This is a genomic window from Sphingomonas sp. CCH21-G11 (assembly GCF_001555965.1).
Lineage (GTDB): Bacteria > Pseudomonadota > Alphaproteobacteria > Sphingomonadales > Sphingomonadaceae > Sphingomonas.
The window spans coordinates 47,686-62,086 of the sequence record NZ_LSHX01000053.1 but is presented as its reverse complement, the minus strand read 5'-3'; the positions used below and the strand labels follow the sequence as shown (position 1 = coordinate 62,086).

Annotated in this window: 15 protein-coding genes and 1 tRNA gene; 9 read left to right on the top strand and 7 right to left on the bottom strand. The window is 66.1% G+C overall.

Translation table 11 applies throughout. The features are described from left to right. Window positions 1-167: 167 nt before the first annotated feature. A complete protein-coding gene (locus AX676_RS14625; RefSeq protein ID WP_066483736.1) occupies window positions 168-470 on the bottom strand; it encodes a chorismate mutase in 303 nt (100 codons plus the stop codon). A gap of 245 nt (window positions 471-715) precedes the next feature. Here AX676_RS14625 and rpsD point away from each other — a divergent pair, with 245 nt between their 5' ends. Beyond that, entirely contained in the window at window positions 716-1,330 is a 615-nt protein-coding gene (gene rpsD, locus AX676_RS14620) for a 30S ribosomal protein S4 (RefSeq protein WP_066483737.1), read from the top strand. A 92-nt stretch (window positions 1,331-1,422) separates the two neighbouring features. On the opposite strand, the gene AX676_RS14615 is transcribed toward rpsD, so the two are convergent. Continuing rightward, window positions 1,423-2,454, bottom strand: coding sequence for a hypothetical protein (locus tag AX676_RS14615; protein ID WP_066644458.1), 1,032 nt, complete (start codon window positions 2,452-2,454; stop codon window positions 1,423-1,425). Between the two features lie 63 nt (window positions 2,455-2,517). Here AX676_RS14615 and AX676_RS14610 point away from each other — a divergent pair, with 63 nt between their 5' ends. After that, window positions 2,518-3,489, top strand: a complete 972-nt coding sequence (locus AX676_RS14610) for a TauD/TfdA family dioxygenase (protein ID WP_197417094.1) — start codon at window positions 2,518-2,520, stop codon at window positions 3,487-3,489. 39 nt (window positions 3,490-3,528) lie between these two features. Here AX676_RS14610 and AX676_RS14605 read toward each other — a convergent pair whose 3' ends face one another. After that, the gene (locus tag AX676_RS14605; RefSeq protein WP_231726063.1) at window positions 3,529-5,487 is read right to left on the bottom strand and encodes an alpha/beta hydrolase family protein; all 1,959 of its coding nucleotides are present in this window, start codon (window positions 5,485-5,487) and stop codon (window positions 3,529-3,531) included. A 201-nt stretch (window positions 5,488-5,688) separates the two neighbouring features. Here AX676_RS14605 and AX676_RS14600 point away from each other — a divergent pair, with 201 nt between their 5' ends. Beyond that, window positions 5,689-7,344 carry a M28 family peptidase gene (locus AX676_RS14600; protein WP_443026110.1) on the top strand — a complete coding sequence of 552 codons (1,656 nt, stop codon included), beginning with the start codon at window positions 5,689-5,691 and terminating at the stop codon, window positions 7,342-7,344. Between the two features lie 30 nt (window positions 7,345-7,374). Here the strand turns inward: AX676_RS14600 and AX676_RS14595 are convergent, their stop codons facing one another. Continuing rightward, window positions 7,375-9,396: a S9 family peptidase gene (locus AX676_RS14595; protein WP_082731168.1), complete on the bottom strand. Its 2,022-nt coding sequence runs from the start codon at window positions 9,394-9,396 to the stop codon at window positions 7,375-7,377. A 181-nt stretch (window positions 9,397-9,577) separates the two neighbouring features. On the opposite strand from AX676_RS14595, the gene AX676_RS14590 reads away from it, so the two are divergent. Both AX676_RS14590 and AX676_RS14585 read left to right on the top strand, forming a co-directional pair. Continuing rightward, window positions 9,578-10,555 carry an agmatine deiminase family protein gene (locus tag AX676_RS14590; RefSeq protein WP_066483745.1) on the top strand — a complete coding sequence of 326 codons (978 nt, stop codon included), beginning with the start codon at window positions 9,578-9,580 and terminating at the stop codon, window positions 10,553-10,555. Between the two features lie 5 nt (window positions 10,556-10,560). Beyond that, complete coding sequence (locus AX676_RS14585; protein WP_269450173.1) at window positions 10,561-11,001, top strand: AAC(3)-I family aminoglycoside N-acetyltransferase; 441 nt, start codon at window positions 10,561-10,563, stop codon at window positions 10,999-11,001. 25 nt (window positions 11,002-11,026) lie between these two features. On the opposite strand, the gene AX676_RS14580 is transcribed toward AX676_RS14585, so the two are convergent. Beyond that, complete coding sequence (locus AX676_RS14580) at window positions 11,027-11,425, bottom strand: low affinity iron permease family protein (protein WP_066483775.1); 399 nt, start codon at window positions 11,423-11,425, stop codon at window positions 11,027-11,029. 85 nt (window positions 11,426-11,510) lie between these two features. Between AX676_RS14580 and aguB the strand changes: the two genes are divergently transcribed. Next, entirely contained in the window at window positions 11,511-12,365 is an 855-nt protein-coding gene (aguB, locus tag AX676_RS14575) for an N-carbamoylputrescine amidase (RefSeq protein WP_066483748.1), read from the top strand. Further along, the gene (locus tag AX676_RS14570) at window positions 12,365-12,805 is read left to right on the top strand and encodes a VOC family protein (protein ID WP_156437871.1); all 441 of its coding nucleotides are present in this window, start codon (window positions 12,365-12,367) and stop codon (window positions 12,803-12,805) included. Before aguB ends, AX676_RS14570 begins: the two co-directional genes overlap by 1 nt. 4 nt (window positions 12,806-12,809) lie before the next feature. On the opposite strand, the gene AX676_RS14565 is transcribed toward AX676_RS14570, so the two are convergent. Further along, a complete protein-coding gene (locus tag AX676_RS14565; protein ID WP_066483749.1) occupies window positions 12,810-13,046 on the bottom strand; it encodes a hypothetical protein in 237 nt (78 codons plus the stop codon). 56 nt (window positions 13,047-13,102) lie between these two features. Then, window positions 13,103-13,753, bottom strand: a complete 651-nt coding sequence (locus tag AX676_RS14560; RefSeq protein WP_066483750.1) for a uracil-DNA glycosylase — start codon at window positions 13,751-13,753, stop codon at window positions 13,103-13,105. Window positions 13,754-13,775: 22 nt separating this feature from the next. Here AX676_RS14560 and folK point away from each other — a divergent pair, with 22 nt between their 5' ends. Both folK and AX676_RS14550 read left to right on the top strand, forming a co-directional pair. After that, window positions 13,776-14,270: a 2-amino-4-hydroxy-6-hydroxymethyldihydropteridine diphosphokinase gene (folK, locus tag AX676_RS14555; RefSeq protein WP_066483752.1), complete on the top strand. Its 495-nt coding sequence runs from the start codon at window positions 13,776-13,778 to the stop codon at window positions 14,268-14,270. A gap of 15 nt (window positions 14,271-14,285) precedes the next feature. After that, window positions 14,286-14,361 (top strand) — tRNA-Lys (locus tag AX676_RS14550). Window positions 14,362-14,401: the final 40 nt, after the last annotated feature.

Here is a 14,401-nt window from a genome sequence, read left to right as displayed (position 1 = left end):
CCCTTCGACTGCCTGCCAAGGCAGGCGCTCAGGACAGGCTTCGACAAGCTCAGCGGCTACTCAGGATGAGCGGTTGAAGAATAGTGGTGCTTGTTCCCACCCGAACCGCTCATCCTGAGTAGCGACTGAGCCTGGCGGAGGCGCGTATCGAAGGACGCAGAGCAACCTCACCGCCGATCGAACGCCTGGAACTCATAGGCGATCGACGCTTCGACCAGCCGCTCCCACAACTCCGCCACGGCAGCCTCCGGGATGCCGGCCGCCGCCGCGCTCGCCCGCGCGTTAGCGATGACTTCGGCCTTGCGCGCTTCGTCGCGCACCAGCGCGCGGTCGGGCTTGATGCGTGCGGCGGCGTCCATATAGCCGAACCGGCGGGCGAGCAGCGCAATGAGGTCGCGGTCGACCTGATCGACGCCGGCGCGCACCTGCGCCATCGTCGTGCAATCGGCCGGGTCGAGAATATCGGTCATGGTCGCCGCCCATGCCGCCCGGCGTGCGCGCTGTCCAGCGTCGGCGTTCGGCTTGACTCGGTGGCGCACCCCCGCTAACCGCCCCACCTTCGCAATTGGCCCCGCACCCCGGTGAAGCGGCGGCCCTGCTCGATCGATCCGATCCTCGGCTTGATCGGCGTCAGGCGATGACCGGGATCGCGATCAGGGCAATCATTCGTGCCTGCCCCGGTCAACGTCGTTGGCAATTGAATTGAGGATTTATCATGTCGAAGCGTTCCAGCGCCAAGTACAAGCTCGACCGCCGGATGGGCGAAAACATCTGGGGTCGCCCGAAGAGCCCGGTCAACAAGCGTGAATATGGCCCCGGCCAGCACGGCCAGCGCCGCAAGGGCAAGATGTCGGACTTCGGCATCCAGCTGCGCGCGAAGCAGAAGCTGAAGGGCTATTATGGCGACGTGACCGAAAAGCAGTTCAAGCGCGCCTATGAAGAAGCGTCGCGCATGAAGGGCGACACCAGCCAGAACCTGATCGGCATTCTCGAGCAGCGGCTCGACATGATCGTCTATCGCGCCAAGTTCGCGCCGACGATCTTCGCCGCGCGCCAGCTGGTCAGCCACGGCCATGTCCGCGTCAATGGCGTCAAGTGCAACATCGCGTCGCGCCGGGTGAAGCCGGGCGAGGAAATCACGCTGAGCGACAAGGCCAAGGAAATGGCGCTGGTCATGGAAGCGCAGAGCCTGGCCGAGCGCGACATCCCCGACTATGTCGCGCCGGACGGCACGGCAAAGGTCACCTTCACCCGCGTGCCGACGCTCGATGAAGTGCCCTATCCGGTGAAGATGGAACCCAATCTGGTCGTCGAATTCTATTCGCGCTGATCGGATCCGATCCAGACCGACAAGAAGGGGGTGCCCGGCCGGGCGCCCCCTTTTTTCATGCACTGATCCGTTTTCGTTCTGGCAAACTGCAGTCAAAGCAGCGCGGGTGCATTGCCGCCGACCGGGCGGGGCAGCGCAGACGGCAGCGGAAATTGCGCAAGCCGTCCCGCCACGATCTCGTGCGCGCGCGCAATTTCGGTCGCGATTGCCGACCTGACCTGCGCTTCGCGATCGATGCGCATCGCATTGTCGAAGGCGACGCCCTCCTTCTTGGAATAAGTCGAGAATAGCGGACCGTTTACGACCGTCTCCGGAAAGCCCTTTCCCGGATCGATGCCGAAATGCTCGGCGATCATCGTCAGGCAAGGTGCCGGCGCAGCGAAGAAGTGCTGCGCGTCGAGCGACAGTGTCGCGGGGTGACGCACGAGCACATCGGCAAAGACACGCAGCTGAGCCAGCCACAGCATCGCGGCGCGGCCGACGATATCCAGCCGATCGAGCGGACCTGCGAGCGCCGCGATCGGCGCGGCCAGTTCGGCGGTGATGCGGCCGACCCATTGCCGGTGCCCTTCGCTGCGCAGGACGGCGGCGAGATAGGCGTCGAGTGGGAAGTAGAGCAGGATCGCGCGGCTGTCCGGCACGCGCATCAGATCGTCGATCACGAAGTTGACCGGAACATTCGCCTTGATGATCGTCGCGTGATCGTGCGGGTGGCGACGGGACACCAGACCCAGGACCGAACGCCTTAGCGGCGCAAATTGCGCCATGGCGGCGGCGCTCTGGGCCGATGCCGCTGCCACCTGGCGCAGTGCAAAGGGTTCGCGCAGAACCAGCGGGCCGTGGTCGACATCGAGCGCGCGAGCCAGCAGGGTCGACCCGCAATGCGCGATATGAAAGATCCAGCACACCCCCGCGGCCGGAGGCGAGTGATCGATCACTGCGTCGAGCTTCACCCGCGCCTGGCGGGGTGAGGCCGTCACGATCCGCTGATCCAGAAAGATCGACCGGCGGTACGTGTCGCGCGTCATCGGCGCGAACACCATCTCGTCGGCATCGATCGCCTGCGGATAATGGTCGGGAGAGGCCAGCATCGCCCGCAACGGGCCCGCAGAATCGGTCGACATCGAGGCATGCTTTCAACGGCGCCGCGGACGCGGCTAAGATATGGACAGAGCGCGGAGAATAGTGTGGCGAAACTCAGCCCGCCCGGAAAGGGCAAACCATGGGCGTTGATCGAACGGTCGGATGAAGGGTCGATTCTCGAGGTCTCGCCGGAAATGGTGCGGAGCGCCTACCGCGCGCATGGCGCGATCCTGTTACGCGGTTTCGCGGCCGATCTGGACGCATTCCGACGCTTCACCGGCCAGTTCATCGCAACCTCGGTTTTCAACGAAAGTCCCGATCGCAGGCTGCTCGAGCCGGGGGAGAATATCCAGACGGTGAACGGGGGGCAGGCCCCCTTCCCCCTGCATCCGGAATTGGCGCGTGAGCCGTGGAAGCCCGATGTCTGTTTTTTCCATTGCCTGACGCCGCCGCGGGCGCAGGGTCAGACCACGATCTGCGACGGAACCGCGATCGTCGATGCACTGCCCGCATCGCTGGTTGCCGAGCTTGCGCGGCGACGGCTGCTCTACATTCGACCTGCAACACCGGAAACCTTGGAGTTCTGGCTAGGCACCGCCGACCCCCGCGACGACCAGCTTCGGTCGCCGCCGCCGCATGTCCCCTATCAGTTCCGGCGGACGCCACAGGGCATCCTGCGGATTTTCGTCCGGCCTGTTCTGCACGTCCCCATGTTCACGCCTGCGCTCGCTTTCGGCAATTTCCTGCTGTTCGCGCACGATTATCTGGGGCTCGATCGCTACCCGGTTCTGGACGACGGCAGCACCTTTCCGGCCCCCTGGCTCGACCAGATCCGCGTCGTCGGTCAGCGATTGAGCGTCGCGTTGGCGTGGCAGGCCGGGGACCTGCTGATGATTGACAACACCCGCTTCATGCACGGCCGAACCGCCGTCGTCGATCCCGACGACCGGCTGATCGCAACCTGTTTCGGCTATCTCGATTTCGCCGAGACCAGTGGATGGGAACGCGACCACGCGCCCTGGCGGCGCGCGAATTTCCGCCCGCCCCAGCCCCGACACCCAAGGTCGGAAGGATGATCGGTCCACGGCGCATATCCGGCGCCGCGGACCCCGCGATCACTTCTTCAAGGTGCGCTCGAGGAACGCGTCGGCGCGGCTGAGCATGTCGATGCGAACCGCGGAATCCGCCAGCTGGTGCGCGACGTCGGGATAAACCACCAGCTCCACCGGCTTGCCCGCCCGCTTCAGCGCCCTTTCCATCGCGCGTGCCTCGTCCACGCGCACGTTAATGTCCTTGTCGCCGTGGAACAGCAGCACCGGCGCCTTGAATGCGGCCGCGAAGCGCGTCGGCGAACCTTCCTGGAGCTGCGGCCCTTCGCCGATATAGTCCTGAAGCAGGCGAGTGTTGACGAAGCCGGTCTGCTCAGACCGCAGCATTTCGAGATCGGTCACGGGCGCAATGGCGACCACCGCCTTGAACAGGTCGGGCGCCAGCACATTCGACTGAAGCGCCGCATAACCGCCATAGGACCAGCCGACGATCGCCAGCCGGGCGGGATCGGCAATCCCCTGCTTCACCAGCCAGCGGCCGGCGTCGTTGACGTCGCCGATCGCGACCTTCCACGATCGGAAGCCGTTCTCCTGGAACCAGCCTTCGCCATAGCCGGACGATCCGCGATAGTTCGGCTGAAGCACCGCATAGCCACGGTTGACGAAGAACTGGGCGAGCCAGTCAAAGCCCCATTCGTCGCGGGCCGCGGGGCCGCCATGGGGCAGCACGATGGCCGGCAGGTTCTTTGCCGGCACGCCCACCGGAAGCGTCAGATAACCCGGCACCTGCGTGCCGTCGGCGGCGGGATAGACGATCGACTTCTGCTCGCTGATCGCGACGTCGGCGAGCTGCGGCCGTTCGTCGGCGATCTGAAACAGCTGACGCTTGTCCTGATCGAAGAAGAAGAAACGGCCGGGATCGGTGTCGCTCGCTGCAAAGACCAGGTGCTTGCGTTCGTCCGCGCTTGAATCGACGATCCGGATCAGCGGTGTCCGCGGCAGTGCCCGCGCCAGCTTCGCCGCCAGGTCCGCATATTCCGCGTCGAAGAAATGGGTTTCGGTCCGATCGAGCGTGTACTGCGCGCCGACGATACGACCCTGACGACCGACCCGAACAATGCCGCTGACATCCACCTTGGGATGCGCGAAGGCGACCTCGGTCTTCATCGACCCGTCGAGCGCGACGCGGTAAAGCGCCTCGCGGCCATCGAGCTTTTTCAACGCATAGGCGACGTTGGCCTTGCCATCGACGGCAATGGGATAGAGCCCTTCGTCGGTCGACGAATCATAGGTCGAGAACGGCTCCCACTGCTTGCTTCCCGGGCGGCGATAGAAAAAGGCGCGCTTGCCCTTCGATTCGAAGTTGAGCTTGAGCGACGGATCATTCCCCATGATCCGAACCGCACCCGTTCCGTCGCTCAGATAGGTCGATACGGTCGAATCGGCGCTTTCGACATGCTCGACCTTACCTGTGTTCGTATCGAGCAGGTCGACCCCCAGCCCTTGCGCGAGCGAACCGATCGAGTTGAGGCGGGTCTTGGTCGGTACATAATTACGCGCAAGCAGCACCTTGCTGCTCGTGCCGTCGCGCCAGTCGATGACATAGCCGTCGGATTGCTGGATATATTGCTGATTTCGCTCGGTCGCCGACAGCGAACGAACATTCTTGCCGTCCGCGTCGAGTGCAATCAGCCGCTGATAGCCGAGCAGCGGGCCGTTATAATTGGCGACGCCATAAAGCGTGCACAGCAGGCGCTTGTCCGACGCCCAGCCGCATCCACCCAGCGTCATCGGCTTGCCGTCGGCGAAATTCACCGGCGTTGCGACATTGGTCGCCAGGTCGAGGACCTGGACCACCGTCGACTGCTCGGGCCCGGGCGAGACCAGCGCGATCCGCGTGCCATCGGGCGAGATGCTGGCGTCGAGCACGCGCTCGCGTGCGCCGAACGCGCTCGCCGCCTGTTCCCGGGACAGCGTCTGTGCCGTGGTTTGGGCAAAGGACGCGGTCGGCGCACAAGCCAACACGGTGCCCAGCAATAAGGATGAACGAAGCAACGGACGACCCCATGTCCTTTGTCCTGCGCAGGCGATGCCCCGGCAGCCATCCTACCCTGCGGGGCAGCCCGACAATTCGCAAGTCCCTGTCGCAGTGCCGTTTATCGCCGGGACCTCGCGGTCGCGCAATTGCAGAAGGGGCGGCAAGCTGGCACAGCACGGCACGATGCCATGTCACACGAGTGCCTGCCGATGATCCGCCCGCTTGCCGCCTTGACCCTCATCGCGGCGCCGCTTCCCGCGCTTGCCCAGACCCCCGCCCCGCCGTCGGTCGACACGATGCGCGAAGTGACGCGCACGCTGTCGTCCGACGCGTTCGAAGGGCGCGCGCCGGGCACGGCGGGCGAGGAAAGGACGATCGCCTATCTGATCGAGCAGTTTCAGAAAGCGGGGCTGAAGCCTGGCAACAACGGCAAGTGGACGCAGGACGTGCCGCTGGTCGAATTGCAGGCGAAGAATGTCAGCCCGCTGACCTTCACCGTCGGCGGCAAGACGATGGCGCTGGCCTATGGCCCGGAAATGGTCGTCGGCACCTATCAGGTCACGCCGCGCATCGACGTCGCCAATTCCGACGTCGTGTTCGTCGGCTATGGCATCAACGCGCCCGAACGCGGCTGGAACGACTATGCCGGCGTCGACGTGCGCGGCAAGACGGTGCTGATCCTGGTCAACGATCCCGATTACCGCACCCCGACGCTCGACGGCCTGTTCGGCGGGCGCGCGATGACCTATTATGGCCGCTGGACCTACAAATATGAGGAAGCGGCGCGCCAGGGCGCGGCCGCGGCGATCATCATCCACCAGACCGAACCCGCCGCCTATGGCTGGAACGTCGTCCAGTCGAGCTGGACGGGCGCGCAGCAGGTGCCCGACGCCGCAAACGGTCATATGGACCAGTCGAAGGCGATCGGCTGGATCCAGCTCGATCAGGCGAGAGCGCTGTTCGCCGCCGCGGGGATGGACTTTGCCGAGGCCGAGCGCGCGGCCGGGATCAAGGGGTTCCGGGCGATGCCGCTGAAGGGCGCGAAGGCGTCGGTCAGCTTCGACAATGCGGTGCGCAAGCATGCGTCGAAGAACGTCATCGCGATCCTGCCGGGCAGCCAGCGCCCCGACGAGATCGTGCTGCATTCGGCTCATTGGGATCATCTCGGGCGCTGCGAGGCGGCGCCCGACGGCGATGACATCTGCAACGGCGCGGTCGACAATGCGACCGGCACCGCGGCGCTGGTGGCGCTGGCCGAGGCACATGCCAAGGCCGGCCCGGCCCCGCGAACGCTGGCCTTCGTTGCGGTGACGGCGGAGGAATCGGGGCTGCTCGGTTCGGCCTATTACGGCGCCAATCCGGTCTTTCCGCTGGGCAAGACGGTGGGCGGCGTCAACATGGACGCGCTGTCGATGGCAGGGCCGGCGAAGAACGTCGTGGTAATCGGCCGGGGCAAGTCCGAACTCGACGGCTATCTCGACCGTGCTCTCGCCGCACAAGGCCGGGTCGCGACCAACGAACCCACGCCCGAAAAAGGCTTCTACTATCGCTCCGACCATTTCAGCCTGGCAAAATACGGCGTGCCGATGCTGTATTTTGAAGGCGGCGACGACCTCGTGAAGGGCGGGGTCGCGGCGGGAGAGGCGGCCGCCAAGGATTATGAAACCAACCGTTATCACGGCCCCAAGGACGAGTTCGATCCCGCCTGGGACTGGACCGGCGCGATGCGCGACGTCCAGCTCTACTACGATGTCGGCCGCGCGCTGGCGACGACCGACGCCTGGCCCAACTGGGTCGCGGGCGACGAGTTCCGCGCCATCCGCGACCGGAGCCGCACGCGGTAATTCGCGCCCGCCCCCGGCGCGCCGCGGTGCCTAGCGCTTGAACGCGGCTTCGAGGAACGTGGCGCTCTTTGCGAGCATCTTCGTGCGAGCGCTGCTGTCGTCGAGATAGTGGTCGAGCCCGTCATAGACGACGAGTTCCGACCGAGCTCCGGCGGATTCCAGCCGCGACTGCATCAATCGCGCCTGCGAAATCGCGACGTTGCGATCGAGATCGCCGTGGAACATGAGGACGGGCACCTTGATCCGGTCGGCGTGGCGCGCCGGCGAGCCCGCGTCGATATGCGGCCCGCTGCCGACAAATTGCGACACCATCCTGTAGTCGCTCCAGCCGCGGCGATCCTCCTTCAGCCGTTCCAGATCGGTGACCGGCGCGACGGCGACGATCGCCTTGAACAAGTCGGGCGCGACCACGCCCGATTGCAGCGCCGCATAGCCGCCATAGGACCAGCCGAAAATCGCCAGGCGCTTGGGATCCGCGATCCCCTGCGCAATCAACCAGCGACCGCCATCGGTCACATCACCGATCGCGATTTCCCAATTCTGGAATCCGTTCCGCTGAAACCAGGCATCGCCATAGCCGGTCGATCCGCGAAAATTGGGCTGAAGCACGGCATAGCCCTGGCTCGCGAAATATTGCGCCAGCCAGTCGAAGCCCCAGACGTCGCGCGAACCAGGGCCGCCATGCGGCATCACCAGCGTCGGCAGGTTGCGCGCCGCACCGCCCGGCGGCAGCGTCAGATAGCCCGGAATCATCGTCCCGTCGGCGGCCGGATAGCTGACCGGCTTTACGGTCGCGAGCGGCAGCTTGGACAGCATCGGTCGCGCCAGCATCAATTCCTCGAGCTTGCGGGCGTCCCGGTTGAACAGGTAGTAGCGGCCGGGATCGGTATCGCTGCCTGCCCAGATCAGCAGTTTGCGCTCATCCTCGCTGCTGTCGACAAACCGGATCAGCGGCAGGTTGCCCAACGCCTTGGTCAGCGACGCGTGAAGTTTGTCGAGCGCGGGATCGATATACTGGACCTGCGACACGTCGGTCACGTACCGCACGCCGATGACACGCGAGCGGCGCCCGACACGGGTAAAGCCGGAGACGTCGACTTGCGGGTGGGCGAACAGCAGCTTTTCCGCGCCCGACCCGTCCAGCGCGACGCTGAACGCCGCCAGCCGGCCTTCGTGGCGCTTCAGGCCATAGGCGACGTTGAGGTCGGGGTCGACGACGTGGGGATCAAACCCCTTCCCGTCGGCGGTGACGGTGCTGAGCGGTTTCCACTCGCGCGAATCGATCGTGCGGTAGAAATAGCGCGTTTCACCGGTGGGTAACCCGGACGCGCTGTCGACGATCCTTCGACCCTTGACGCGCACAACGCCGCGCCCGTCGGTGATGAATTCACTTGCGTCACGGTCGGCGCGTTCGCGGACCTTTGACACAAGCGTATCGGTGCGGACAAGGTCGACGCCCAGGCCCTCGTCGGTCTGCGCCAGCCGCGTACCCGTCGTCGATTCCGGGATCGATTCGCGGATCATCAGTACGGCGTTCTCCTCGCCCGGATTCCAGTCGATCACGCTGCCGCCGTAGAGTGAGTAGCCGAGCCGGTCGCCCGACCCCCGCCGGTTGCTGAGCAACTTGACGTCGGAACCGTCGGTATCGAGCGCGACCATGCGCGTGGCGTAGGTGACATCGCCCTCCACGCGCACGATCCCGAACATCGTGCAGAACAGCCGGGCGTTGCCGACCCACCGACAGCCGCTCAGCCGCTCGGGATCGCCGGTGCTGCGGATGATCGCCTTCGGCTCGCCGCCCGCGACCAGGTCTGCGATCATGATGGCAGACGCCTGTCCACCGGCGGGCGTCAGATAGGCCAGCTTCGTGCCATCCGGAGAAAGGCTGATCTGTTCGATCGCCTCGCGCGCGCCGAACAGCGGCGCCGCCTCCGCGGCCGACAGCTGCGCGGCGGCGCGGTCCTGCGACACCGCCGCCGGTTGCACGACCACGAATGTCGCCAATGCCGTCAGCACGCCGCCGACAACGCGCCTCGCCTTCCCCACGCCCATCTTTCGACCCCTAACGCATTGACATCGGGCTGCAGAATCGCCCCCGCACCTGTCGGAAACGCTATCGGCCCCGGTGCTGCAGGCAAGGCCCTGAACACCAAATTGATCCGAATCCGTGGCTTTACATGATTGGCCGGGGGCCGCTTTTCGTAATCGGCAACGCGCGCTAAAGCGTGCGTGCATGACCATTGCCCCGCCGCCCGAATGGGCACCGCACGACGCCGTCTGGATCGGCTTTCCCAGCCACCCCGAATTGTGGCTGGACGACCTGGAGCCCGCGCGCGCCGAGGTCGCCGCCTTTGCCCGGGCGGTCCATGCCGATGGCCGGGGCGAGCGCGTGATCCTCGTCGCTGCCGATGACGAGGCCGCCGACGCCGCCGTCCGGCATGCCGGCGACGCGGCGTCGGTGGTGGTCGAACCGTTTGGTGACATCTGGCTGCGCGATACCGGGCCGATCGTCGGCGCCAACGGGCGAGCGCACGATTTCGGCTTCAACGGCTGGGGCGGGAAATACGACCTGCCCGGCGACGAGGATATCGGGGCGCGGCTGGCGCGCCGCCGCCGGCTGCCGGTGATCGCGCACGACTGGGTGCTGGAGGGCGGCGCGATTGATTTCGACGGCACCGGGCGCGTGGTCACGACCGAGCAGTGCCTGCTCAACGCCAATCGCAATCCGCAGCTGTCCCAGGCGGCCATCGAGGCGCGGCTGGCGGACGAGCTGGGGCTGACCCGGGTGCTGTGGCTTGGTGCCGGCCTGGTCAACGACCATACCGACGGCCATGTCGACAATCTGGCGCGCTTCGTGGCGCCCGGCGTGCTGGCGATCCCGGATGCGACCGAGAACGACCCCAATTGGCGTGTCTATCAGGCCGCGGTCGAGCGCGCGCGTGGTTTTGCCGATATCGAGATCGTCCGCCTCCCCTCCCCCGGCCGCGTGCTCGACCATGAGGAGGAGATCATTCCGGCGAGCTACATGAACTTCTACATCGGCAATGCCGCCGTGGTCGTGCCGCAATATGGCCAGCCCAACGACGCGCATGCGGTGGAGGCAATCGGCGCGCTGTTTCCGGGCCGCCAGGCGCTGGGACTGCGTGCCGACCATATCCTGACCGGCGGCGGCAGCTTTCACTGCATCAGCCAGCAGGTGCCGAAGCTGTGAGCGCGGTGCGTCGCCTGGGCCCGGGCGACGTGACCGGCGTTCGGCGGCTCAACGCGCTGTTCGCCGAGGCATTCGAGGATGCCGAGCATTATGCCGCCGCGCCGCCGCCCGACGACTGGCTTGACGCGCTGCTCGCCCGCGATGACGTGATCGCGCTGGTCGCCGAGGCTGATGGCGCGGTGGTCGGCGGACTGGTTGCCTATGTCCTCGCCAAGTTCGAGCAGGCGCGCCGTGAAATCTATATTTACGACCTCGCCGTCGCGGAGGTGCATCGTCGCCAGGGTGTCGCCACCGCGCTGATCGCCGAGGTGCGGCGGATCGCGGGCGAAATCGGTGCCTCGACCGTGTTCGTCCAGGCCGATGTCGGCGACGATCCGGCGATCGCGCTCTATGCGGGGTTGGGCAGCCGGCTCGACGCGATCCATTTCGATATGGCGCCGCTTTAGGCGAAATTGCTCGACAAGCTCGGGCCTAGAGCCGCCCGAGCAGCCGCTCGATCGCTTCGTGATGGTGTGATTCACTGCCGAACTCGCGTTCGAGTACGCTGCGCAACGCTTCCAGCTCGCGCTGGGTCAGATGCTCGATGCCGATGAACTCATTGCGCGCCGCCTGGGTCGCGCGGATCAGCTCGTCCAGCTTGGCCTGGATCGCGCTGGCGTCGCGATTCTGGGCGTTCTGGATCAGGAACACCATCAGGAAGGTGACGATGGTGGTGCCGGTATTGATGACCAGCTGCCAAGTGTCGGACCAGCCGAACACCGGCCCGCTGACGATCCACACCAGGATGGTCGCCAGCGCCAGCACGAAGGCGGCGGGCCGCCCGGCCCAGCTTGCCACGCCCTGAGCCACTCGTTCGAACGCGTGCTCCATGCCCTCATGCTCCAGTCCGGCTTTCACCCGGCCAAGCAATCGGCCTGCTGACTCGCGGCGTCAATTGCGGCTATGAGCGCGGCCCATGAGTACCATCACCGTCGCCGCGCTCCAGCTCGCCTTCGGGCCGGACATCGATGCCAATATCGCCAACGTCACGCGGCTGGTGCGCGAGGGCGCGGCCAGGGGTGCGCAGGTGATCCTGCCGCCCGAATTGTTCGAGGGCGAATATTTCTGCCGCGTCGAGGATGAGGGGCTGTTCGCCACCGCGATGCCGGTCGGTGAGCACGCGGCGGTGCGGGCAATGCAGGCGCTCGCCGCCGAATTGCGCGTTCATATCCCGACCAGTTTTTTCGAGAAGGACGGGCCGCATCATTACAACTCGCTGGCGATGATCGGCCCCGACGGCCGCGTCGCTGGCGTCTATCGCAAGAGCCACATCCCGGATGGGCCGGGCTATGAGGAGAAATTCTATTTCCGCCCCGGCAATACCGGGTTCAAGGTGTGGGACGGCCCGGCGCGCGACGCGACACTGGGCGTCGGCATCTGCTGGGACCAATGGTATCCGGAAACCGCGCGCGCGATGATGCTGATGGGCGCGGAAATTCTGTTCTATCCGACCGCCATCGGCAGCGAGCCGCATGACGAGGGGCTGGACACCGCCCGGCTGTGGCGGCGCGCAATGGTCGGCCATGCGGTGTCGAACGTCGTACCGGTGGTCGCCGCCAACCGCGTCGGGATCGAGCACGGCCAGACCTTCTACGGCACCAGCTTCATCGCCGACGAGCGCGGCGACATATTGGCCGAACTCAACCGCGAGGAAGAAGGCGTCATCACCGCAACGCTCGACCTCGACCGCGTGCGCCGCCACCGTGCCGCATTCGGCTTTTTCCGCGATCGCCGTCCCGAGCTTTACGGGCGGCTGGTGCAGGACATCTGATGCGTGCCTGGATCGTTGCGGCGTTCCTGCTCGTGGCACCCGCGGCTATCGCCAAGGAGGAGGGGCAGCCCGTGAACCCGGTCGGCTATTTCGAGATCCCCGTCACCGATCTGGATCGCGCGGTCGCATTTTATCAGGCGGTGTTCGGCCATGTCCTCGCGCGCGAGCGCATCGACGGCTATGACATGGCGCTCTTTCCGGTCGATCGCGACGGCGCGGGAGCGAGCGGTGCGTTGGTAAAGGGCGATGTCTATATTCCGGCAAAAGCGGGGCCGATTCTGTATTTTTCGGTCGACAGCATCGACAGGACGATCGAACGCGCGGCCGAGGCCGGCGGGAAGACGCTTTATCCCAGAAAGGCGATTGGCGATCTCGGCTTCGTCGCCGAAATCGAGGACAGCGAGGGCAACCGGATCGCGCTGCACGAAGCGGCGGACTGACCCGTTACTGACCCACGTTGCGCCGTACGACGACCGGCTGGGTGCAGCCGCGTTCGTCGCGCCGCCAGACCGCCTTCTCCTCAACGGCCAGCGGCTGGCGCACGAGCGGTTCGACGGTCGTCGCGCCACCCGTCCGGGCGTGCTCCATCGCGGGGCGCTCGCATTTGGCGGGGGCGGCATCACGCACCGAACTGGCTTCGGCGTCCACTTCAACGCTCGCAAGAAAAAGCAACCAAAACATCGGCCTGCTCCCGTCCGTCTGCATACATCCTAACGCAATTCGGGCACCGTGCCCAGTCAGCGCAGCTCCATCGCGCGGGCGAACACCGCCTCGAACATCTCCGCGGTCAGCCGCCCGGTGTTCTGATTGTAGCGGCTGCAATGATAGCTATCGATCAGGATGCGCCCGTCCGGCATCCGGTGTTCGGCGAGATGACCGAAGCGCGCCTTGGGCAACCGCCCGCCCAGCACCTTGACCGCCGACTGGTGCGCGATCTGGCCGAGCGCGACGAACACCCGGGCGTTGGGCAGCACTGCCGCCTGCCCCTCCAGGAACGGGCGACAGGTGCGGATTTCCTCGGGCGTCGGTTTGTTCTCGGGCGGCAGGCACTTGACCGCGTTGATGATGATCGCGCCATCGAGCTGAAGCGTGTCATCGGGCCGTGCTTCATAGGTTCCGTGCGCGAGGCCGAATTTGGCCAGCGTCGCGAACAGCAGCTCGCCGGCATGGTCGCCGGTGAACGGCCGCCCGGTGCGGTTGGCGCCGTGCTTGCCGGGTGCCAGTCCGATGATCGCCAGCCACGCCTGCGCATCGCCAAACGCATTGACCGGCGCATTCCACCAGTCGGGATATTCCACCCGCAGCGCGTCGCGGAACGCGACCAGTCGGGGACAGCGCGGGCAATCGCGCGGCGGTTCGGTCGATGGAATTGGGCTGGGCGCGAACATGGCGCTGCGATAGGCGGGGGCGATGGCGACAACAAGCTATGTCATCGCGCTGGGATCGAACCGCTGGAGCCGCTTCGGCTCGCCCGCGCGCACGATCCGCGCCGCACTCGACCGGATCGGCGGCGTCGCCGCGGTCGCGCCGGTGATCGCGAGCGCCCCGGTCGGACCATCGCGCCGACGCTTCGCCAATACCGCCGCGATCATCGCCACGGCCGAAACGCCACCCGAGCTGCTCGCGCGGCTCAAGGCGATCGAGCGCGATTTCGGGCGGCGGCGCGGCCGGCGCTGGGCCGCGCGCTCTATCGACCTCGACATCATTCTCTGGTCAGGCGGCTGCTGGGCGGATTCCGGGCTGATCGTGCCGCATCGCGAGTTTCGCGCGCGCACCTTCGTGCTCGCGCCGCTGTCGCGCATCGCCGCCAACTGGCGTGATCCCCTCAGCGGGCGCACGATCCGGCAACTGACCGCGCGCGGCGCGCGTGCGCGCAAGGTTGACCCCGCACCGCGCGGGCACTAGGTGCGCGGCTGGTGCGGGTCCGTAGCTCAGTCGGTAGAGCAAGCGACTTTTAATCGAGAGGTCCCGGGTTCGAATCCCGGCGGACCCACCACCTGTCCCGGTCCACTGTTAGCTCCGGTTGGCATTGGCAT

Excerpts from the sequence above, each read along its gene's own strand:
- AX676_RS14570 (WP_156437871.1), top strand. The coding sequence starts at position 12,365 with ATGCGTGCCTGGATCGTTGCGGCGTTCCTGCTCGTGGCACCCGCGGCT.
- AX676_RS14615 (WP_066644458.1), bottom strand. The coding sequence starts at position 2,454 with ATGTCGACCGATTCTGCGGGCCCGTTGCGGGCGATGCTGGCCTCTCCC.
- AX676_RS14625 (WP_066483736.1), bottom strand. The coding sequence starts at position 470 with ATGACCGATATTCTCGACCCGGCCGATTGCACGACGATGGCGCAGGTG.
- AX676_RS14580 (WP_066483775.1), bottom strand. The coding sequence starts at position 11,425 with ATGGAGCACGCGTTCGAACGAGTGGCTCAGGGCGTGGCAAGCTGGGCC.
- aguB (WP_066483748.1), top strand. The coding sequence starts at position 11,511 with ATGAGTACCATCACCGTCGCCGCGCTCCAGCTCGCCTTCGGGCCGGAC.
- AX676_RS14560 (WP_066483750.1), bottom strand. The coding sequence starts at position 13,753 with ATGTTCGCGCCCAGCCCAATTCCATCGACCGAACCGCCGCGCGATTGC.
- rpsD (WP_066483737.1), top strand. The coding sequence starts at position 716 with ATGTCGAAGCGTTCCAGCGCCAAGTACAAGCTCGACCGCCGGATGGGC.
- AX676_RS14600 (WP_443026110.1), top strand. The coding sequence starts at position 5,689 with ATGTCACACGAGTGCCTGCCGATGATCCGCCCGCTTGCCGCCTTGACC.
- AX676_RS14595 (WP_082731168.1), bottom strand. The coding sequence starts at position 9,396 with ATGGGCGTGGGGAAGGCGAGGCGCGTTGTCGGCGGCGTGCTGACGGCA.
- AX676_RS14565 (WP_066483749.1), bottom strand. The coding sequence starts at position 13,046 with ATGTTTTGGTTGCTTTTTCTTGCGAGCGTTGAAGTGGACGCCGAAGCC.
- folK (WP_066483752.1), top strand. The coding sequence starts at position 13,776 with ATGGCGACAACAAGCTATGTCATCGCGCTGGGATCGAACCGCTGGAGC.
- AX676_RS14590 (WP_066483745.1), top strand. The coding sequence starts at position 9,578 with ATGACCATTGCCCCGCCGCCCGAATGGGCACCGCACGACGCCGTCTGG.